The organism is Streptomyces sp. NPDC044571 (assembly GCF_040647115.1).
Lineage (GTDB): Bacteria > Actinomycetota > Actinomycetes > Streptomycetales > Streptomycetaceae > Streptomyces.
The window spans coordinates 31,839-51,863 of the sequence record NZ_JBEZBN010000031.1 but is presented as its reverse complement, the minus strand read 5'-3'; the positions used below and the strand labels follow the sequence as shown (position 1 = coordinate 51,863).

Annotated in this window: 22 protein-coding genes; 7 read left to right on the top strand and 15 right to left on the bottom strand. The window is 65.5% G+C overall.

Annotated elements, in window-relative coordinates; all coding sequences use genetic code 11:
* Nucleotides 1-133: 133 nt before the first annotated feature.
* The gene (locus AB0B01_RS18490) at nt 134-571 is read right to left on the bottom strand and encodes a MarR family transcriptional regulator (RefSeq protein WP_361719687.1); all 438 of its coding nucleotides are present in this window, start codon (nt 569-571) and stop codon (nt 134-136) included.
* Nucleotides 572-619: 48 nt separating this feature from the next.
* Between AB0B01_RS18490 and AB0B01_RS18485 the strand changes: the two genes are divergently transcribed.
* A complete protein-coding gene (locus tag AB0B01_RS18485; protein ID WP_361719684.1) occupies nt 620-1,633 on the top strand; it encodes an SMP-30/gluconolactonase/LRE family protein in 1,014 nt (337 codons plus the stop codon).
* A gap of 17 nt (nt 1,634-1,650) precedes the next feature.
* On the opposite strand, the gene AB0B01_RS18480 is transcribed toward AB0B01_RS18485, so the two are convergent.
* The gene (locus AB0B01_RS18480) at nt 1,651-2,103 is read right to left on the bottom strand and encodes a cupredoxin domain-containing protein (protein WP_361719681.1); all 453 of its coding nucleotides are present in this window, start codon (nt 2,101-2,103) and stop codon (nt 1,651-1,653) included.
* 136 nt (nt 2,104-2,239) lie between these two features.
* Here AB0B01_RS18480 and AB0B01_RS18475 point away from each other — a divergent pair, with 136 nt between their 5' ends.
* Together AB0B01_RS18475 and AB0B01_RS18470 are read left to right on the top strand one after the other, a co-directional pair.
* Nucleotides 2,240-2,809 carry a sigma-70 family RNA polymerase sigma factor gene (locus tag AB0B01_RS18475; protein WP_361719678.1) on the top strand — a complete coding sequence of 190 codons (570 nt, stop codon included), beginning with the start codon at nt 2,240-2,242 and terminating at the stop codon, nt 2,807-2,809.
* Complete coding sequence (locus tag AB0B01_RS18470; protein WP_361719675.1) at nt 2,806-3,483, top strand: hypothetical protein; 678 nt, start codon at nt 2,806-2,808, stop codon at nt 3,481-3,483. The genes AB0B01_RS18475 and AB0B01_RS18470 overlap by 4 nt, the downstream gene beginning before the upstream one ends.
* 24 nt (nt 3,484-3,507) lie before the next feature.
* Here AB0B01_RS18470 and AB0B01_RS18465 read toward each other — a convergent pair whose 3' ends face one another.
* The gene (locus AB0B01_RS18465; protein WP_356845375.1) at nt 3,508-3,708 is read right to left on the bottom strand and encodes a DUF5988 family protein; all 201 of its coding nucleotides are present in this window, start codon (nt 3,706-3,708) and stop codon (nt 3,508-3,510) included.
* Between the two features lie 151 nt (nt 3,709-3,859).
* On the opposite strand from AB0B01_RS18465, the gene AB0B01_RS18460 reads away from it, so the two are divergent.
* On the top strand, nt 3,860-4,129 hold the full coding sequence (locus AB0B01_RS18460; RefSeq protein ID WP_361719672.1) for a type II toxin-antitoxin system Phd/YefM family antitoxin: 270 nt from the start codon (nt 3,860-3,862) through the stop codon (nt 4,127-4,129).
* A complete protein-coding gene (locus tag AB0B01_RS18455; protein WP_361719669.1) occupies nt 4,122-4,385 on the top strand; it encodes a type II toxin-antitoxin system RelE/ParE family toxin in 264 nt (87 codons plus the stop codon). The genes AB0B01_RS18460 and AB0B01_RS18455 overlap by 8 nt, the downstream gene beginning before the upstream one ends.
* Before the next feature lie 679 nt (nt 4,386-5,064).
* On the opposite strand, the gene AB0B01_RS18450 is transcribed toward AB0B01_RS18455, so the two are convergent.
* From AB0B01_RS18450 to AB0B01_RS18430, 5 genes are all read right to left on the bottom strand, one after another.
* Complete coding sequence (locus AB0B01_RS18450; RefSeq protein ID WP_361719666.1) at nt 5,065-7,059, bottom strand: ATP-binding protein; 1,995 nt, start codon at nt 7,057-7,059, stop codon at nt 5,065-5,067.
* A 209-nt stretch (nt 7,060-7,268) separates the two neighbouring features.
* The gene (locus tag AB0B01_RS18445; protein WP_361719663.1) at nt 7,269-7,997 is read right to left on the bottom strand and encodes a SprT family zinc-dependent metalloprotease; all 729 of its coding nucleotides are present in this window, start codon (nt 7,995-7,997) and stop codon (nt 7,269-7,271) included.
* Nucleotides 7,984-11,058 carry an HsdR family type I site-specific deoxyribonuclease gene (locus AB0B01_RS18440; protein WP_361719660.1) on the bottom strand — a complete coding sequence of 1,025 codons (3,075 nt, stop codon included), beginning with the start codon at nt 11,056-11,058 and terminating at the stop codon, nt 7,984-7,986. The genes AB0B01_RS18445 and AB0B01_RS18440 overlap by 14 nt, the downstream gene beginning before the upstream one ends.
* Before the next feature lie 14 nt (nt 11,059-11,072).
* A complete protein-coding gene (locus tag AB0B01_RS18435; protein ID WP_361719657.1) occupies nt 11,073-12,260 on the bottom strand; it encodes a restriction endonuclease subunit S in 1,188 nt (395 codons plus the stop codon).
* Nucleotides 12,257-14,761: a type I restriction-modification system subunit M gene (locus AB0B01_RS18430; protein WP_361719654.1), complete on the bottom strand. Its 2,505-nt coding sequence runs from the start codon at nt 14,759-14,761 to the stop codon at nt 12,257-12,259. The genes AB0B01_RS18435 and AB0B01_RS18430 overlap by 4 nt, the downstream gene beginning before the upstream one ends.
* A 300-nt stretch (nt 14,762-15,061) precedes the next feature.
* Here AB0B01_RS18430 and AB0B01_RS18425 point away from each other — a divergent pair, with 300 nt between their 5' ends.
* On the top strand, nt 15,062-15,526 hold the full coding sequence (locus AB0B01_RS18425; protein ID WP_361719651.1) for a hypothetical protein: 465 nt from the start codon (nt 15,062-15,064) through the stop codon (nt 15,524-15,526).
* Nucleotides 15,527-15,778: 252 nt separating this feature from the next.
* The gene (locus AB0B01_RS18420; protein WP_361719648.1) at nt 15,779-16,051 is read left to right on the top strand and encodes a hypothetical protein; all 273 of its coding nucleotides are present in this window, start codon (nt 15,779-15,781) and stop codon (nt 16,049-16,051) included.
* A gap of 47 nt (nt 16,052-16,098) precedes the next feature.
* On the opposite strand, the gene AB0B01_RS18415 is transcribed toward AB0B01_RS18420, so the two are convergent.
* The 7 genes from AB0B01_RS18415 to ychF all read right to left on the bottom strand — a co-directional run bounded on the left by AB0B01_RS18415 (nt 16,099) and on the right by ychF (nt 19,970).
* Entirely contained in the window at nt 16,099-16,293 is a 195-nt protein-coding gene (locus AB0B01_RS18415) for a hypothetical protein (RefSeq protein WP_361719645.1), read from the bottom strand.
* Nucleotides 16,294-16,431: 138 nt separating this feature from the next.
* A complete protein-coding gene (locus AB0B01_RS18410; protein ID WP_361719642.1) occupies nt 16,432-16,653 on the bottom strand; it encodes a hypothetical protein in 222 nt (73 codons plus the stop codon).
* On the bottom strand, nt 16,653-16,865 hold the full coding sequence (locus AB0B01_RS18405; RefSeq protein ID WP_361719639.1) for a hypothetical protein: 213 nt from the start codon (nt 16,863-16,865) through the stop codon (nt 16,653-16,655). The genes AB0B01_RS18410 and AB0B01_RS18405 overlap by 1 nt, the downstream gene beginning before the upstream one ends.
* A 94-nt stretch (nt 16,866-16,959) precedes the next feature.
* On the bottom strand, nt 16,960-17,793 hold the full coding sequence (locus tag AB0B01_RS18400; RefSeq protein ID WP_361719636.1) for a helix-turn-helix transcriptional regulator: 834 nt from the start codon (nt 17,791-17,793) through the stop codon (nt 16,960-16,962).
* Nucleotides 17,790-18,302, bottom strand: a complete 513-nt coding sequence (locus AB0B01_RS18395) for a DUF6879 family protein (protein WP_361719633.1) — start codon at nt 18,300-18,302, stop codon at nt 17,790-17,792. The genes AB0B01_RS18400 and AB0B01_RS18395 overlap by 4 nt, the downstream gene beginning before the upstream one ends.
* A complete protein-coding gene (locus AB0B01_RS18390; RefSeq protein ID WP_106973255.1) occupies nt 18,286-18,486 on the bottom strand; it encodes a hypothetical protein in 201 nt (66 codons plus the stop codon). Before AB0B01_RS18390 ends, AB0B01_RS18395 begins: the two co-directional genes overlap by 17 nt.
* 395 nt (nt 18,487-18,881) lie before the next feature.
* The gene (gene ychF, locus AB0B01_RS18385; protein ID WP_356845373.1) at nt 18,882-19,970 is read right to left on the bottom strand and encodes a redox-regulated ATPase YchF; all 1,089 of its coding nucleotides are present in this window, start codon (nt 19,968-19,970) and stop codon (nt 18,882-18,884) included.
* Between the last annotated feature and the right edge of the window lie 55 nt (nt 19,971-20,025).

Genomic DNA, 20,025 nt, shown 5'->3' with positions numbered 1-20,025 from the left:
GACGGGACAGAACGGCTGGTTGGCTACGGGGTCTGCGGGGCGCACGGGGGCCGGCGGGCGCGGGTCGGGCCGGCGCGGGGCCTGCTGGGCGGCGGGTCGGACGGGCGCCGGGCCTGCTGGACGGCGGCGGCCCTCACCTCTGCGCTTCGAGCGCCTCCGCGCACCGGCCCAGCAGGCGGATCAGCAGCTCCCGCTCCTCCGCGGAGAAGGCGGCGGCGAGCGCCCGCTCGACCCCCACCGCGCCGGCGTCGGCCAGCTCCATGGCGGCCCGCCCCTCCTCCGTGAGCCGGGTCTCCAGCACGTTGCGGTGCCATTCGTGCGGGCTCCGCTCGATGAGCCCGCGCTCCTGGAGGTTCTTCAACACGGTGTTCATCGTCGGCGGCGTCACCCCGCACAGGCGGGCGAGGGCGGCGGCGGAGATCCCCGGCTTCTCGGCGAGCCAGAGCAGCGCGGCGTACTGCGGAACCGTTACCGCGGCCGGCTTGCAGGCGGCGTTCTTCGCCGCGAGGAGCGCCTGCTCGGCGCGCTTGATGTGCGAGCCGATGCGCTCCTCGGGAGGCATGGAGGTCATCCCCGCATCCTACGGGCCTTGCATGGATTAGAGCTCTAATCTATCTTCGTGGTCACCTACATGGAAGAGGACATCGCCGTGCCGAAGAAGATCCTGCCCGTCGCGCTCCTGACCCTGACCACCGTGCTCGCCCCGGGCGCGGCGCCGGCCGCCCAGGCCGCCGGCCGCCCGCCCGCGGACAGCCGCATCACCACCGCGTTCACCCTCCCCGGCCAGAAGGTCTACCCCGAGGGCATAGCCACCGACCCCCGCAACCACACCGTCTACGTGGGCTCGTACGCGGACGGCACTGTCTACCGGGCCCGTCCCGGCCGGGCCGCCGCCGAGGTCTTCCTGCCCCCGGGCACCGACGGGCGCCACACCGCGAACGGCCTGCGCGTCGACCTGCGCGGGCGCCTGTGGGTCACCGACTCCACCTCGGGCGTCTCCGTCTACGACACCGGTTCCGGCGCGCGCCTGGCCCACTTCGAAGTCACCGGGTCCGAGCCCCTCTTCGTCAACGACCTGGCCATCACCCCGGACGGCACGGCCTACCTGACGGACAGCGTCCGCGGGGTCGTCTACCGGGTCACCCCGGAGCTGCTCGCCGCGGGCTCGGGCCCGCTGACCGCCGCGTACGACCTGCGCCCGTACCTCACCCCGCCCGTCGAGGGCCGCTTCTCCCTCAACGGCATCGTGTCGGACCCGGCCGGACGCTTCCTGCTGGCCGTGGACATGGTGGCGGGCGACCTCCACCGGATCGACCTGCGCACCGGCGCGATCTCGCGGGTCGCGCTGCACGGGGGCGACCTCCTGCACGCCGACGGCCTCGACCTCGCCCCCGACGGCACCCTGCGCGTCGCCCACAACACCACGAACACCCTGACCCGCTGGCGCCTGGCCCCCGACGGCACCGAGGCCCGGCTGAGCCGGACGGTCACGGACCCGTCCCTGCAGATCCCGACCACCCTCAGCCACACGCCGGGCCGGACGCTGGTGGTCCGCTCCCAGTTCGACAAGGGCGGCCCGATGGGCCCGGGCACCCCGACGACCTTCACGGTCGCGTCCGTCCGCGGGCTCTGAGCCCGGGACCGCGGCTCTCAGGAGGCGCCGGTTACGGTGATCTCCGACTCCATCCCCAGGTCCTTGTGTCCGTCGACGGGGCAGTAGAACTCGTACCGTCCGGACTTCAGGGTGATGTCGAGGTGGTCGCTCTCACCGGGAGCCAGGGTCTTGGAGCGCTGCTCCCCGCCCGGACCCTCGATCTCCAGGGCGTGCTCGTGGTGGCCGGTGTTCTTGACCACGAACGTGTAAGGGCCGGCCTTGAACGCCTTCTGCGACAGTCCGATGTGGAAATCGCTCAGATCCGCCTCGACCCGCGTGGCCGCCGCCACCATACTCCCGCCCGCCGGCGGCGGAGCGGTCGTGGAAGTGGCCGACCCGTCCCCGCAGGCGCCGAGCAGCCCGGCGGCCAGTGCTCCGGCCGCCAGGGCCAGGCCCGCCCGGTTGCGCGCCCGCGCCGTTCCCGCTGTTCCCGTCTTCGTTCCCGCCATCACTCAGCCCTCCGGACGTTCCCTCGGAGGGGATACGGCCGGAGTGGAGCTGAGGATTGCGGGCATCTGGGAGAGAATGGGCCAGTGTGCCGCAATCCCATCGCGGGAGCCGCCCGTATCCAGTGATGTGCAGAGAATGGGCCTGCCGCTCGGACGCGCACCGGACGAGGCACTGCTGTCGGGTCTGGCAACCGGCGATCCAGAGATCGCTGTCGCGTTCGTTCGGCGCTTCCAGCGGACGGTGTTCGGCGTGGCCATTGCCGTGGTGGGGGATCCGCAGCTCGCCGAGGACGTCGCACAGCAGACGTTCGAGCGGGCGTGGAAGCATGCCCAGATCTACGACGCCCGCCGAGGGTCGGTACGCACCTGGCTGACGACCATCGCGCACAACCTGGCGATCGACGCGGTCCGGGCCCGCCGGGCCGCCCCCGTCGCCCCCGAGGACCTGGACGCCCTGCTCGACATCGTGACGGAAACCCCCGAGCAGCGGGCCGTGGCCGCGGAGACGTCGGCCGGGGTCCGTACCGCGGTGGCGGCCCTGCCCAGGGAGCAGGCACGCGCCTTGGTGATGGCGGGGATCTACGGCATGACCGCGCAGCAGATCGCCGACATGGAGCGGATCCCGCTGGGCACGGCGAAGACCCGCATCAGGGCCGCGATGCACAAGCTGCGGATCACCCTGGGGGCCGAGGAGAGCCGGCGATGAGCGAGATGACCTGCGAGCACCTGAGGGAACTCGACGCCGAGCTGGCGCTGGGCATTCTCCCGGCCCAGGAACGCGCCCGAGCGGTCGCCCACCTGGACCGGTGCGCCGACTGCCGGGTACGCATCGAGCAGCTGTCCCTGGCCGCCGACGTCCTGCTCGAACTGCTGCCGGGCACGGAACCGCCGGTCGGCTTCGAGTCCCGCGTGGCCAAGGCCATGCGGCAGTCCAACCCGCCTGCACGGCGGCGGCGCCTCCTCCGGCCGCGGATGGCGGCCGTGGCGGCGGCCCTGGCCGTGGCCTGCGGATTCGCCGGCTGGGCGGCCGGCACGGCGATCAACCAGGCCACCGCACCCTCCTCCGTCACGTCCCCGGCGAACGCCGAGCTCGTCCAGGCGCCCCTGATGGCGGACGGGCTGGAGGTGGGCCGGATATTCGTCCACCCCGGTACGGAGGGGTGGGTCTACATGGCGGTGGACCTGGAGGGCGAGGAGCTCGGCGCGGTCCGGTGCGTACTGGTCCACCCGGACGGCAGCACCACCTCGCTCGGCACCTTCGGCCTCAGCGAGGGCTACGGCTACTGGGTGGCGCCGGCCCACGTGGACCCCACGACTCTGTCCTCGGCCCGCCTCCTCGCACCGGACGGCTCGACGGTCGCGACGGCGCGGTTCACCTAGAGCGGCGGCGGACGCCCGGGCCCCTCACTCGGCGATCTCGGTCCGCTCCCACCACTCGTACACCGGCATCCGCCCCTCGGGGCCGTCCTGCTGCCGGGAGGTGGCCCGGAAGTGCTCGTAGCCACCCCGGTGCGGAATCTTCAGGTCTTCTCCGGAAGGGGCGGCGGGAACGACCCGCTCCTGCAGGTCGTCCGGCCCGCCCTCAAGAACTGCCTTGCCAGCCATACCCCCAGTCTCACGACCCGTCCCCCGCCCCGCACCTCGACGCCCCGTCCCAGGACCACCGCATCGCACGAGCCAGCACGCGTGGCGAGGCGCTCTGCCACCGCCACGACACCCCTTGTGTACACATGGGACACTCGGCACCCTTGGGCGCATGACGCAGCCACTGCCCATAGAGTCCATCCGCGACGTGCGCGCGCACCTGGCGGAGGTGGTGGAGCGCGCAGACCGCGACGACGTGCCCACGGTGATCACACGCCGAGGCAAGGAGGTCGCCGCCGTCGTCTCCATCGAGGTCCTGCGCAAGTACCAGGAATGGGAAGAGCGCGAGATCAACCGGATCATCGACGAGCGCATGGCCGGCCCGGCTCCCGGCATCCCGATCGAGGACATCATGAGGGAGACGCTGGCGCGCGGTGAGTGAGTACCGAACCGTCTTCCGCCCTGAGGCGCAGGCCGAGCTTCGGAAGATCCCTCGTGACATGGCGCTGCGCATCCTGGCCAGGCTGAACGAGCTGGAGACCGACCCTCTCGGCTTCAACACCACCGCACTCGTGTCCCAGCCCGAGCGACGCCGCCTGCGCGTCGGCGACTACCGCGTCGTCTACACGATCGACAACGGGGAGCTGGTGGTCTGGGTCGTCCATGGGGGACACCGGTCCACCGTTTACGAGACCTGATTGCCGCTGACGCGCCGTCGGAATATCCAGCACCCATCCAGCACGGGGACGACGAAGGGGTCGGACTCGACAGAGTCCGACCCCCTCTGACCTGCATGTCTGCCACGTCAGCGACGTGGTGTGCCCGAAGCTCAGCGCCGCCCTCGCTCACGTTGGCGGCAGGTGGGTCCGCCGGACGGCCGAAGCGGCGTAAGCCGTGGTGGTGGTGACGCTGCCCCCTTATGGAAATGCTCACCACCACCAGCTACCTCGCTCCGCTCGGCAAGCCTCGCTCCTCCCTCTACTTACGTAAGTACGCCAGCTGTCTGGACGCTGGCGGCCTGCGGCCGGCCAGAACACAGTCCACTGGAGAACTGGAAAGACGGGATCCTGAAAGTGATGGCCCCCCTCAAAAGGGGGCCATCTACAGGGGCAAGACGGCTTACGCGCTGACGAACAGCGGCGAAGCCGGAAGCCTGTGCAGCGGCGAAGAAGGTCAGCCAGGATGCGGCCAAGGCCGCTCTACAGGAAGACGGCTTGCCCGGCCTGACTTCCCCTTGTGCACCAACCTCTTCGCCGCTGCCTTCCTCGGGGCCGTGGGGCGCCCCTCTCGTTAGGAACTGTCCGGGATCACATCCTGCCCTGACGCCGCTGACCTTCCCCGTCGCCGCCGCGTACGACCGTCGGCTCGGTCCGGGCCTCACGGGGTGGAGGCAGCTCCAATCGAACCGCTGCCCCCAGTCCTCGCCACCGGCACCGTGCCGTCGCTGACCAGGTCCACGACCGCATCGGCGTGCTCTCTGATCAGATAGTCCATGGCGTGCTCGGTCGTCGACTGGTACTCAAGCTGATCGCTATAGAAGCGGAGCCGTTCCTGAGCGTCCTCGATGATCTCGCCCCAGGTGCGCACCCAGATCCGGAACGTCGGCTGCTCAACAGCGCATCCGGGGACTCGGCCCGACTGATGGGCGAGTTGCCGAAGGCTGTCATCCATGGCGTTACCGACGAGCCAGAAGTCCCATGTCACCTTCGGATCCCGGAATCTCTCGTCGCTCATAACTGCTTGCGCATAGCTGTTGATCTGCGAAAACTCAGTCATTCCGAGCACGACACTTGACCTCTTGAGTTCCACCACAAGATGGTGGCGCTCGCCCTTCCGCTGCCGGGCGGCGCGAGACAACATCAGGTCGACGATCCCCCGGCTGCCGTCCTCCCTCAGGACAGGGTCCGGAGCCGGCGTGTCCCGGTCGAGAAGACGACAGTGCTGTCTCAGCGCCTCGTTCAGGCTGCGGTCGCTGACATGCAGCCCGTACTCCTCACCGAAGATCCAGCACTCGTTCTCCAGGATCCGGTGCAGCTCTGTGCGTTCCTTGACCCGCCCCTTGGCCACCGGGTCGAAGACAAGGTGCTCCAGAGCCGACAGAAAGTCGAGACGTCCGGTCGTCGCTGTCGACGCCTTGATCAGGGCAGACAGTGGCGTACGGTCAAGGAGACGGCTGAGTTCCGTCTGCTCCTGCTTGGAGAGCGCGAACAACTCCTCGGCGATGCGCAGCACTTCACCCGGCTCGTGGGTCAGGACAGAGCGCAGAAGCGCGAAGGACACCTTCTGGGCCCTCTTGCTCGCCGGCAGGTGCCTGACGACCGCCGTCGCCACGGCGTCGAAGGTCTCGCGCTCCGCACGCTCCTGGTCGTTGGCAGGTTCTCCCGTGTACGGATAGAAACCTTCCGCACGCCATTGATCGACGAGCTCACGACGACGTTCGTCGGCACGGGAGCGGAAGTGCTCACGCATACGCTCTCGGGCTTCGGCCAGCACCTCGGCAGCGGGCCCCTCCGGTGTCCAGTCGGCAAAGGCGAGGTCGCCAACCGAATCGTCCTCGAACCCCGACCAGGACAGGTATGCCGTGAAGTGGAAGCCCGGAGCCTGGATCTCCGGCTTCAGCTGCGCCAACGACATCTCCCGGCCGTCGCACAGGATCAGAGCTCGGGAGTACGGGCGCGACCATTCGATGATCTTCAGCTGAGCCGGCGGGTGAGAGCTGCCCGGCGGGGCCGCCGCCTCGTACGTGTCGACGTGAACCTGCTCCGACGCCGGGTCGAGCCGCCTCCCGTCATAGGTGATGCAGATGTCCGGATACGCCTCCAGGTGGAGCGCGAAGGCGGCAGTGAGCGTGGTACGTGCGGCGTCCTCGGTCAGCTTCTGGAGGTCCTCCCCGCCGAATGCCTCGAAGACGGTCCCTGTCGCGTCTGCTGTCGGCTCGGGGTCGCTGACGTCGAACTCGTCCATGGAGCCACGGTCGGACTCGATGACCACACGACGGCGGACCCCCCGCATCCCGCTCACGCTGGTCCAGCGCACCTCACTTCCGAGAGCGAAGGCCCGGACTCGGCCTCGCCCGTTCTTCCCGTGCAGCACGCGCTTCTTGACCTCGCTGACCTGCGTGCGCTTCTTCCAGGACGTACCGATCTGCTCGAAGTAGTCGCTGCACTTCTCCGCCGCGATACCAGTGCCGTCGTCGATTACGGCTACTCGGTCGACACCGTCGAAGTCGTTGCGCTCAAGCACGACAGTGACGTTCTCGGCGTCCGCGTCGAGTGAGTTCCAGATCAGCTCCTCGATGGCTCCGACAGGATGGCGCAGGCGTGCCAGCTCCTCGACGTGCCCCCGCCCTACGGTCAACCGAAGCTTCGCCATGGGGTCAGCACCTTCCGCGTCATCGTCTCTTGACGGAACCGAGAGGGGAGCTGGACGCCTCCCCCATCATTAACTCGGATACCTGATAAACGTCACTCGACATTTTCGAGCAACGGAAATGCGTTCACGACCACCCTGCTCTTCAGGGCAGATACGAGACTGTTGCCGTGGAGAAGGCCCTGCCCGGCCACGGAAAGTCCTTGGTGTACTCAACGCCCCATCCACAGCTCATCAGAGAGCGGTGCAGCGTTCAGGCCATCTCGGCGACTACGCCAGTCCGGCAGGAAGCTGTCCATCAGCTGGGCAAAGCGCTGGCCATGTCTTCGTTCGAGATAGTGGACCATCTCGTGAACGACGACGTACTCAAGGCACTCTGGATGCTTCTTGGCCAACTCGGAGTTGAACCACAGGCGGCGGGTCTCACGGTTGCAGGAGCCCCACTTGGTCTTCATCCGGCGAATACCCCACCACGGCACCGAAACCCCCAGCTTCGACTCCCAGCGCTCGATGATCGCGGGGATCGCTTGCCGGAGCTGCTCGCGGCACCACTGATCGAGCAGGTCACGACGGCGCTCTTCGCTCGTACCAGTCGGCACGTACAGCAGCATTCGGTCGCCGTCGATCTCGACGTGCGGGCGCCCCGGCCGCTCGATGACCTTCAGGCGGCGTCGCACGCCCCACACGTAGTGGGACTCTCCGCTGACCATCTCACGCACCGACTGCCGTTGGGCCGAGCGTAGTTGATCCTGCTGGCGCTTGATCCACGGCAACCGCTGGATGACGGCCAGGCGGACCTGATCGTCATCCAGCTGCTGAGGCGCGGCCACTCGGACGCGCCCTATGGGGGGGTACACGCCAATGTGCAGGTTCTTGATGTCCTTGTAGACCACGTCGACGTCAATGCCCCGGACAGCGAGACGCGCGTTAGTGGTACTCATGCCTTGCCTTCACCAGTTCCAGGAGCTCATCGAGCCGGTCGAAATCGTCGGGCAGCGCTCGCTTCAGCGCATTCCGGACTTTCCGCTCCCTCAGCGGGTTCCCCACCCATGCATGCGGCTTGGAGTGGAGCACCGCTGTGTCGATCTCGACAGCAAGACGCTCATCGGGGAGGAAGAAGTCGACCAGGGCCCGCTTCGCCCCGTTGTTGGCCCATGCAGGGTACTTGTACGCGTCGTCGGAATCCCCCCTGCCGAGCTGCGCGGCAGTCTCCAGCAGTTTGGCGAGGTAGTCCTGGTACTCGATCGCGCCCCTGCGCCGCTCCTCGATTATGGCGTCGAGCAGCTCCGACATCTTGTCGAAGTACTTCGGATTAGTCGCATGCTCTTCGATGATCAGCTTGCGCATGTTGTTGGCAACCGTCTCGGCGACGGCTTCCGGGCTGTCCTTGATCCCCTTCGGCAGCTTGTCGAGGGCCCCGGCACCCAGTTCGACGATGAGCTGGACGAGACCGGTCTCCTCGAAGTTGGACACGGTCTCGGACGCGTCTGCCTGGATGTAGGTGTCCAGGAGGAACCGCATACCTGCCTCGTACTGCTTGAAGTCGACGTCCTCGCCGGCTCCGAGCTTCACCTCGTCGCGGACATCCGTGTAATGCCGGATCTCGGCTCGGATGTCCTCAGCCTCCTGGCCGGTGTATCCGGCGGCTTCCATGTCGTTGGCCAGGTTGGCGAAGGCCCGCGTTACCGCGGCAACAGCCTTGTAGAGCTCGACACGCTTGGGCTCGTTGGCCTTGAGCTGCTCGGCGTTGCCAGGATCGGCCGCACAGAAGTACTGCTGGTACTGGAGCGTGTTCCGGGGCTGCCCGACCACCTCGCAGAGCGCGCGGATTCGCTCCAGCGCTTCATCGAGGGCCTCTCGCGCCTTACCGATCCGGTCCGTCAGCAGGCCCTCAATGTCCTGCGGCTCGTACCCATCCAGTGCGCCGGAGGTGTAGTCGGTGATGGCGTCCTGGAGGGAGTTGAACAGGTCCCGGTAGTCGACGATGCAGCCGAACTCCTTGTCGTCTCCGTCGAGTCGGTTGACCCTGCAGATCGCCTGGAACAGGCCGTGGTCACTCATCTTCTTGTCAATGTAAAGGTACGTCGCGCTCGGGGCGTCGAACCCAGTCAGGAGCTTGTCGACCACGATGAGCAGGCGCATCCGGCCGGGCTCCTCGACAAACTGCCGCTTGACCTCCTTCTCGAACTGCTCGACCTTCGTCATAGCGGCGTCTTCGGACTCTCCGAAGTGGTCGGCAAGCATCCTGCGATAGATGTCGTACTGGCGAAGCTTCTCCGTCTGGCCTGCGCCGGAGTCCTCTTTGGAGATGTCTCCAGGCCTCGGGGTGTAACTGGTGACGATGGCGCACTTCCCACGGAAGCCCGCGTTGCAGAACAGTTCGTAGAACTTGCACGCCTGATAGATGCTCTCGCCTACGAGCATGGCGTTGCCTCTGCCGTCCATCAGGCGGGGCTTGGTCTCCATGTCGAGCAGGACGTCTTGCACGATCTGCTTCGTCCGCGGCTCGGAGGAGACGACCTTCTGCATCGTGCCCCAGCGCTTCTTCAGCTCTGCCTTGGACAGGTCGGTCATGCCCCGGGTCTTGGCCTCGAACCACTTGTCCACCTGCGCCGGCGATGTCAGGTGCTGGTCGATGGAACGGGCCTCGTAGCAGAGGTCGAGCACGACGCCGTCCTCGACGGCCTCGTCGAACTTGTAGGTGTGGATGAACGAACCGAAGGTCTCCATGCTGGTGGCCTTGTCCGCCTTGAGCAGCGGCGTTCCCGTGAACCCGATGAACATGGCGCCCGGCAGCAGGTCCTTCATCGCGTCGTGCATCTTGCCGGACTGGGTGCGGTGAGCCTCGTCGACGAAGACGAAGAGGTTGCCCTTGGCCCTGAAGCCCTTGGGAATCCTGGCCTTGAGCTCCTTGATGAACTCGTTGCCTGCCTCGTCTCTCTCCTTGTCACCCTCGGAACTACCGAACTTGTGCACAAGAGAGCACATGAGCCACTCGACGGATTTATTCAAAGTGTCAAGGAGGTCCGCGCCGCTACTGGTGCGATAGATCTGCTCGTTGACTCCGTTGAAGACCTTCTCGATCTGCTCGTCCAGCTCGGTGCGATCGGTGATCAGCAGAATTCGCGCGTCCTTCTGATGCTCCCGAATCCACTTCGCCAACCACACCATGGTGAGCGACTTACCCGAGCCCTGGGTATGCCAGATGATGCCGCCCTCGCGCCGACCGATACGTTCCTGCGCGGCCTTGACGCCGAAGTACTGGTTGTGACGGCACGCCTTGCGGATACCGGAGTCGAAGACGGTGAAGTCGTGGATCAGCTCAAGCAGCCGCTCCTTGCCGCACATCTGGAGCAGCGCACGGTCCAGCGGCTCCTCGACATCTGAGGGCTCCTTCCACTGCAACCAGTATTTCTCAGGCGTGTCGATGACGCCGTAGCGCAGGCCCTCCACGTCGTTGCCGGCCAGCACGAGTTGGACGGTGGAGAAGAACGACCGGATGAACTCAGGCTTCTGATTCCCGATGGTCTGCCGGATGCCCTCGCTCACGGCGACCCTGGAGCGCTTGAGTTCCAAGGTCACCAGAGCCAGGCCGTTGACGTAGAGCACGATGTCGGGTCGCTTTGTCTGCTTCCCGACAACGGTCACCTCCTCAACGATGACGAAGTCGTTGGCCTGCGGGTCACTCCAGTCGATGAGCCAGACCGTCTCGTACTGCTCGCCGATTCCCGGCCTGACCTTGACCCCATAGCGCAGGAGGTTATAGACGGCACGGTTCGCCTCGTACAGGTCACGACCGCTACCAAGCGCGGCGGCCTTCTTCAGTTGTTCGATCGCCTTACTGACGAGGGTGCTGTCGTAGCCCCGAGCGCGCAGGTTCGACTCCAGCAGCTCGACCTCGATGTTCGAGTTGCCGGGTCGGTACTCCCAGTTGCCCAGGTAGCGGTAGTTCAGCTGCTCCTTGAACAACCGGACGACCCGGTTCTGCGCCTTGCGTTCCACCTGCCCAACGTCACTCATTCGCCGCCTTCCCCCTGAACAGGCAGGCGCGTCCGTCCGGTGAGGAGCTCCTGCATCATTCCAGTCTTGATCAGACGCGCCTTGCCAAGGCGACGCCCCAGCGCCGCGATTTCAGCGTCGATATCGCTCACGGTGCTCACGATGACATTCTGCTCTTCGATCTCAGGAGCAAAGATCGGAAGCTGCGCGAGCTCCCGGCCGTTGATTCCCGGTTGTCCGCTTCGGACTGAGGTGCTCGCCACCCAGTCCCAGTACTGCTTGGTCTGAGCGAAGAGGGCGAGGTACGCAGGGTTGAGGACTTGCGGGTTTGGGGCAATATTGATCAGGAATCCCGCGTACACCAGCTCACCGTCGTGAGGGTCGCACAGATAGGACTTGCCCACGCTGGCGCCAGTTCGAGCGAAGACCAGCTCGCCTTGATTCAGGTGATAGTTGGCGCTCTTCGGGTGGTCAACACCAACCTTCGGAGAAAACCTACCCGAGTCGTCGATATCCGTGATGCGGATATACGTGGGCGTTGCTGCAGTCAACGGCACCGCTGCCGCATTGATCCCGTAGCGAGGGGGACGGAGGAGCAAGTTCCCGAGTTGTTGTTCTTTACGCACTTCCCTCGCACCGTTCTCACCAACCGGTGCACGCGTCCCCCTGTCGAAGAATCGCTGGAGCATCCCCTTCTTGATCGCCTGCCTCTTAGCGATGACACGCTCTAGTTCTACGATCAGGGCCTCAACATCGCCGAGCGCCTCCGCGACGGCGCGTTGCTCCTCGAGGGAATCGGGCCATGCAATCTTCACATCGTTGAGGATCGATTGCGTGATCAACGGGAGGTCGTTCTTGTTTTTAACATCGTTCAGTCGCGCCGCCTCCAAGGCAAGGGCAAGAAATCGTACATTCAGCGGACGCTTGAACTGGCGCGCATAGAGGGCGTTATCGGTGATCCATGCTGGACCATCGTTTAGATACACAACGCCGCACTTCTGGCCCACCCGACCAAGAATTACCGTTGGCTGACCAATCATCGCCGATGAGGTATAACCCGCAATTCCGTTGCCCCCATAGACAGGTACGGGATTTGATCCTGAGCGGGTAGACAGTCTTGCTACACTGATCAAATCTCCAGATCCGAAGACCGCGATGTCCGAGATTGCAAGACTGAGCCACTGATCGGCTCGTGCCGCACTCATTTAACTACCGTCATGCTGGCGAGGTGAAGTGCCACTTTGTTTGCGAGTTCCTCTAGTTGACCATTGAGGGCTTCGATCGTGTCAGAGTACCGTTCGCCGAGCTGTTCGATCCGGCAAACCAATGCAAATGTTAGCGAATCAGCAATGCGAGCAACGCAACCCTCGAAAGCCGAATACCATTTCCCACCAAGGACGAGCTGCTTAATTTCAGACTCGGTGAGATCTCCGTACTTCTTGAGGGTCGCGAGATCGAGGGCGGCCTGGGCCTCCTTCGCGGCCTTCTTGGCCACCGCCTCCGCGTTGTACAGCTTGATCAGATGCGACAGGGCTGCCACCTCGTCTGCATCCGTACCCTCGTGTCGCGCCTTCTTCAAGCGGGCCGAAGCGAGTGCCTTGTTGATCTTTTCGTCGTCCATCGCTTCCGCCAGGAGCCCACCCTCAACGGCATGCTCCTCGACGTACTCCTCGACCTGGCGACTCGCCTCCTCCCATGCCGACATAAGCTCGTCGACCTCAGCTTGTTCCTTGGCGAAGTAGCGCTCAATGATCAGATTCGGCGGGAGGAGATCCGTCTTGTACTTCTCAGCGCTGCGCCCCGTACCCACCACAAGGTCTGGGGTCTCGGAGAGCTTTCGATCCTTGTCCACCACGATCTTGCGCGGCTTGGCGGCTTCGAGCCAGCCGTCGTTCATGACCATGAAGACGTCATCGTGCATGACGTCGTGCCAGTAGGTCATGAGCTGTTCGTAGACGTCGTACTCGTCCAGCAAAGGAACTGGTTTGAATCGGGCCAGCAAGTCGTCGCCGAGTTCGGCAATGAGGTCATTCGGCCGAGTGGTCTCGTCGATCCCTTCGAGCCTCTCGCGATAGGCGGCGAACCACTCAGTGGTGAGCTCCCGGGCTTCTTGGGTGAACTTCTGGAACTCGGGGGAGTCAAGGATGGCCTGCTGGACCTGGCCGACATCGATGGTCAGGTCGCTGTAACCGGGACGGTTCAGCTGGAACAGCTGATCTCGCAGCTGCGGGAAGGCATCCCAGTAGCCGCTGAGCGCGTCGAGATCACGGTTTGGGATGCCGCCGTGGAGGTGTGCGTGGAGATCTTGGATGTCCTCGGGCTCGGAGGAGTCGATGTAGCGAGGGATGTTGAGGTTGTAGTCGTTCTTCGGATCGGCGATCTCTGACAGCGGAACCATGCGCGAGTAGCGCTCGATCGTGGTCTGTCGTGTGAAGACGTCGACGATCTTGTGGATGTCCTGGCTGCGGAGACGGTTCTTGTTGCCGTCCTTGATGAAGCCCTTGGATGCGTCGATCATGAAGACGCCCGTGCGGCCGACGGCGTTCTCCTTGTCCAGAACGATGATGCAAGCGGGGATGCCAGTCCCGTAGAAGAGGTTCGCGGGGAGGCCGATGATGCCCTTGATGAATCCCTGCTTGAGCAGTCGCCGGCGGATATCTGCTTCGGCGTTGCCGCGGAACAGCACGCCGTGCGGGAGGATGACCGCCGCCTTGCCCGTGCTCTTGAGCGACTTGAGGATGTGCAGCAGGAAGGCGTAGTCGCCGTTCTTCTCCGGCGGTCGACCGTACTCGAAGCGGCCGTACTCCTGCTCCAGCCCATTGCTCCAGGACTTGATCGAGAACGGCGGGTTGGCCACGGCGAAGTCGAACGTCTGGAGGGCGATCCCGTTGGTGAACTGAGGGCTCGTGATCGTGTCGCCCTTGAGGATCTCGGCGTCCTCGTTCCCGTGCAGGATCATGTTCATCTTGGACAGCGCCCACGTGGCGTTGTCCTTCTCCTGGCCGTAAATCGTGATGCCGCGTGATGTCTCGGCAGCGACCTTCAGGAGAAGCGAGCCCGAACCACACGTCGGGTCATAGACCGTCTGGTCCTGGCGGGTGTCCTTGGTGATGCCGACCACCTTGGCCAGCACGCGGGACACCTCGGCAGGGGTGTAGAACTGGCCCTTGCTCTTGCCCGACTCTGTGGCGAAGTGGCGCATGAGGTACTCGTAGGCATCGCCGAGGAGATCGTCGCCCTCTGCTCGGGAGCCTCGGAAGTCAAGGTCGCTGAAGATCGTGACCAGCTTGGACAGCCTGTCCTGGATCTCCTTGCCCTTGCCGAGCTTCTCCTCGTCGTTGAAGTCGGCGAGGTCGATGACGTTACGCAGGTCGTTCGCTTCGGCCAGCCGACTAATGATCTTGTTGAAGCGGTCGCCGATCTCCTTGTCGCCCTTCGCGGCGACCATGTCGTCGAAGGAACCGCCGGGCGGTACGTCGATGAGACTGTCGGGGTCGGCCTTGGCCTTGTCGGAGACGTACTTCACGAAGAGCAGTGTGAGGATGTAGTCCTTGTACTGGCCGGCGTCCATCCCGCCGCGCAGCTCGTCGCAGCTCTTCCAGAGCGAGCTGTAGAGGTCTGTCTTCTTGAGGGCCAAGGCTCTTCTTCCCGGTATGTCATGGCGGTCGCGCCGGCCGCCAACCCTGATGCCCGCGGCGTGACGCACGTCGCGCGGCCGTCTCCAACCGCCGATGCATGCTCCACGCAAGCGGCAGCCGAGTCCACGCAGGAAGCGTAGTAGAGAGAGCGGCCGAGCTGACCTGTATGGGAAGAGAGACACCTCGCGGCCGAGACCAAGCAGAACCGCCCGGCGAGCGGACCACAGAGCGAAGACAGCAATCAGCTGTGGCGGCCAAAGGTTGCACCTTCGCGAAGGCGCGAAGTCGTACGAGCGCCACGGAACCTGATCGGGCGATGTCAGGTGATTGCCTGACAGGCGAGGGATAGGTCCGGTAGATCTGTGCTCGTGACTGACTCCACGCCCCCCGAGGACGGCGAGCCCACCACCTTCCGCGAGAAGGCAAAGGACTGGGCCGAGAAGCACCCCAGGACGATCCTCTTCGCCAAGGCCGCAGGCACGGTTGTAGGCGTAGTCACTGTTGCGGTCCTCGCGCAGCACAACAGGGCCGAGGATGCAGACGAGTACCCCAACCACGCCGAGGGTCTCGCAGACGCCGAGGGCGTGAGGGATGCCGAGGACATCGCCGAGCAGGAACAGCCCTCCGCCTCCGACAGGGCGAGCGGTCCTCGGGACTCCGCCAAAAATCACCTGCGGAATCTCCACCCCGGCTGGAACGCCAGCGAGGAGAAGAAGGCGCAGTACAAGGAGGAGACGGGGGAAGACCTGCCTTCCGGTACCACCTGGGTTTCCCCGAAGCCCGATCTGGATGATTCATCGGAGGACGAGGCCCCGGACGAAGCGGCAGCCTGAGCACCTAGGTGGAGGTCGCCGCGGCCTCCATTCTTGTGCAGTGCTGGCCAAGGCTCTGATCACCCTCGCCCCGCCGCTGACCTGCGGAGATGCGTGCGCCTGACTGCGTGAGCGCGAGGCGCTCGTCGCCCCTGGAACCGTGGCAGAGTCCGAGCTGCTAAGACGCGGCGGTTGGGAAGGCAGGCTCAAGGGGTCATACCCCACCCCCCTCGCCTCTCCCGACTACCTGCTTCCGCCTCTACGATCCGGCTCATGATCAAGCTGTCGTGGGCTTTGGTAGCCGAGCACGTGGACGAGTGGACCGGGGACGACATCGCGCAGGGAGCGGCTGTCCTCGAAGCCAGAGTGAGTGCCGTGGTCGACACGAGCGGTATGAAGCCGGAGACCGTACAGCACTGGCGGACCACCTTCCTCGCGCCCGTGGTCGATTCCCTGCGCGCCGAGGGCACGTGCTCTCTCGCGAGGGGCGAGTTGTGGAGCAAGGCGGCCGGGCCACTCCTAGCCTGCGCATCCCCCGTCGATTGACCGCTGCCTTCTCGCGGCCAGGTCGGGCTGACTACGACGGGCCTGCGTTAGGGAGGTCCCGCATGGCCGCCTCCGTGCTGCTCTACCGTCGCGCGCGCCTCCTTCTCCCGCAGCATCGCTTCGTAGGCCGCCTCCACCTGGTCCGGCGGGAAGCCGAATCTGTTCAGGACCCACCAGATATCCTCGGCCGTCGGCTCCGGGGCCTTGGCCAGCTCGCGCTCGATCCACTCTTCCCTGGTCATCGGCTTCCTGGACTCGGATTCCTCCGCCCCGAAATCTCGTCTTGCTGGGCGCGTACAGCCGTCGACTGCGCCGCCTACTCGGCTGTCGGCGTTACCTGCAACATGTCTTGCTTCAACAGGGTGAGCGCTGAGCCTCGCTCACTCAGCCCTCGCCACCAGGGCGAACGACGTGCACACCCGCCTGAATCCCTGGTGGCCGCTGCGTCTGGTATGTGACATGCACTCGATGTCCACAGCCGCACCGTCCTCCGACGGATGCGCCGTGCATCCGCAGTGGAGGCACTCGGCCTCGAAGGTCACGTCGGTGTCCGGGTGCTGGGTGATCCAGTGCGTCACGTACCGCAGCACGGCGCGGGTCATTACTCGCTCCCGTGCGCGTCGCGCAGGTGTGCCCGCAGAGTCACATTCATGTCCGAGACCTTGGAGTAGTCCCCGACCGACCCCGCATTCACCCGCTGCACCGCAAAGCCGAGACAGTCCCGGCAGCCCGCGACGGGCTCTGGACGTACCGGCGGCAGGGACAGCGCCACCGCCTCGGACATCGTCGTCTGTGCTTCGTACGTATCGCGCATCTCGCACGCCTCCCCGCCTGGGTTCTCCGATGCCACGGCATCATTCCCGCAGACGGGGACGTCATCGAGGTTCAGTCACGTCCTGGACTAAAGATCAGGTTCGGAAGGCCGCGGCCCAGTCCGCAAGACGGTCCCGCGCGTCCTCGCCAAAGAGCGCCAGCTCCTCGTACCCGGCGAACTCGTCGAGGTACATCCGGATGTCCCGTGGGTCGCGGAAGACCATGACCCCTGTCGTCGTCTCCACGGTCGCCAAGCGCTCGTCGTAGACGGTGAACGTGTTCAGCGGGCAGCCCGGCAGCCGAGTGTCCAGGGGCAGCACGCCGAGGCGCAGGTTCGGCAGGTGGGTCAGCGACGCCAACCGGTCCAGCTGCACGGCCATGGCGGCGGGAGAGACGAACGGGGAGCGAGCAGCTTGTTCGGTGACGAGGAACGTGAACTGCTTGCGGCGGTCGTAGAGGACCTCCTGCCGCTCCAGCTTCTTCGCCACCGCGCGGCTGTGGTCACCGGGGATGTGCTCCAGGCTGGCCCGGATGTACTCCGGCGTCGACAACAGGGCTGTGAGCATGGACAGGAGGAAGAACCGGAAGTGGGCCGAGGACGCTTCCAGACCTGCCAGTTCGAGCTGCTTCTTGTCCAGGCCCTTACGACGCATCGAGCGGGCGTCCTGCCACTCCGTCGCGGCTATACGAGCCAACGCCGACACCTCGGCCACCAGCGCCGGCGGGGCCTCCAGGGCGATGAGCAGGCGCTCTATGTCCACGAGCGTGGGGCGCACCCTGCCGTTCTCGATGCGGCTCACCTTCGACTGCGACATGTTGCAGCGCGCAGCAAGCCGGTCCCCGGAGAGACCGGCCTGCTTGCGTAGCTTCCGCAGCGTGGCAGCGAGTTCCTGAGCGGACTGGCCGAGCTGCTCGGGCTCGAACGTCACGCAGTCACGTACTCCTGGAACGGAACCGACTCGGCGAGAGCGATGCGCTGATACTCCAGGAACGGGGCGGGATCACCTTCGTACAGTTCGCGCTCGATCTGCGTCCCGTCGTCGGCGTATTTCATCAGGACGACTGTGGAACGGTCGAACATCCAGAAGTCGTCGATACCTGCCAGAGGGTTCGTCCGGTCCGTGACATCGAGGATGCGGATGTCCTCCCCAACAGGAGCCTGGTGACGGTAGTAGCGCTCGAACTCGAAGCGCAGGTAGTCCGAGAGCGGACGCGTCACCACGTGGACGCGGCCGATCGTCCCGCCGGTCTCGCGGTGCCTGCGGATCAGCGCCGTCCAGTCGTCCTCATACGGGCCGGGGAACCGTTCCCCGGCGAGGAACCGGGAGAACTCGTCCGCCTCCTGTGGAACGCGGTAGACGGGGCGCGTCTCCAGCCGCCACGCCTCACTCGTGAACTCACTGAACTTCGCCTGCCACTTCTCACCAGCCAAGAGCACGGACTGCCTCCCGCAACACGCTCTCCGGAATCTCCACCAGGCCCTCCCCCTGCGGGGGCGTGAAGCCGTCGAACAGGTCTCCCTGCACCACGATGCTCCCCTTCTCGGTGCGGTACACGTTCGGGCAGTCGCCCTGTCCGCACTCCCCGCTTCCGTTGCCGTTCTTGTCGTCTCCACCCGTCAGCCGGGTCAATCCAGTGCGCTCAGACACGTGAACCCCCAAGTCCGCCGCCCCCTGCCGGAGCCGCCCAGAACGACGGTACGGACGCCATGCACGGCCGTCCATGCACTCTCGCGACTATGCGCGTTCTTGCATAAAGATGGCCCGCGAGCGGGCCGCTGAGGGCTTCGTCCCTCCGCTCCTCGCCGGGGCCGTCCCGATGCCCTGGCAGCCCCCTCAAAAGCCCAGGTCACCATCCGCCCAACGCCCTCCACAGGGTCAGCACCAAGTCAGCACGCCCCCAGGAAAAGCCCGGAATCAGCCGGAGAAAACAGGAAGGGGCCAGACCTGAAGATCTGGCCCCTGACCTGGGGTTTCCTACCCTGACCAGCCACTTCGACCGATCAAGGAATCAGGCACTACACGTTGAAGCGGAACTCGACCACGTCGCCGTCCTGCATGACGTAGTCCTTGCCCTCCATGCGGGCCTTGCCCTTGGCGCGGGCCTCCGTGACCGAGCCGCAGGCGACCAGGTCCTCGAAGGAGATGACCTCGGCCTTGATGAAGCCGCGCTGGAAGTCCGTGTGGATCACGCCCGCCGCCTCCGGGGCCGTGGCGCCCTTCTTGATGGTCCAGGCGCGGGTTTCCTTCGGGCCGGCCGTCAGGTAGGTCTGGAGGCCCAGGGTCTGGAAGCCGACGCGGCCCAGCGTGGCCAGGCCGGGCTCCTGCTGGCCCACCGACTGGAGGAGCTCCAGGGCCTCCTCGTCGTCGAGCTCGGCGAGGTCCTGCTCCAGCTTGGCGTTCAGGAAGATCGCCTCCGCCGGGGCGACCAGCGCGCTCTGCTCCGCCTTGAAGGCGTCGTCCATCAGCTCGTCCTCGTCCACGTTGAAGACGTACAGGAACGGCTTCGTGGTCAGCAGGTGGAGCTCGTGGAGGAGGTCGCCCTGCTCGGTGCCCTTCGTGATGCCCTGGGAGAAGAGCGTGTCGCCCGCCTCCAGGATCTTCTGGGCCTTCTCGACCGCCGCCAGGACCGCGACCTTGTCCTTCTGGAGGCGGGACTCCTTCGTCAGGCGGGGGACCGCCTTCTCGATGGACTGGAGGTCGGCGAGGATCAGCTCGGTGTTGATCGTCTCGATGTCGTCCTTGGGCGAGACCTTGCCGTCGACGTGGACGACGTTCTCGTCCTTGAAGGCCCGGATGACCTGGCAGATAGCGTCCGACTCGCGGATGTTGGCGAGGAACTTGTTGCCGAGGCCCTCGCCCTCCGAGGCGCCGCGGACGATGCCGGCGATGTCGACGAAGTCGACCGTGGCCGGGAGGACCCGCTGCGAGCCGAAGATGCCGGCCAGGACGGCCAGGCGCGGGTCCGGGACACCGACGACGCCGACGTTCGGCTCGATCGTGGCGAACGGGTAGTTGGCCGCCAGCACGTCGTTCTTGGTCAGGGCGTTGAACAGGGTCGACTTGCCGACATTCGGCAGACCGACGATTCCGATCGTGAGCGACACGTTGGCGACTTCCCGTAGCTGGAGGGGGCGGCGGCCCAGGAGAGGGCCACCGGAC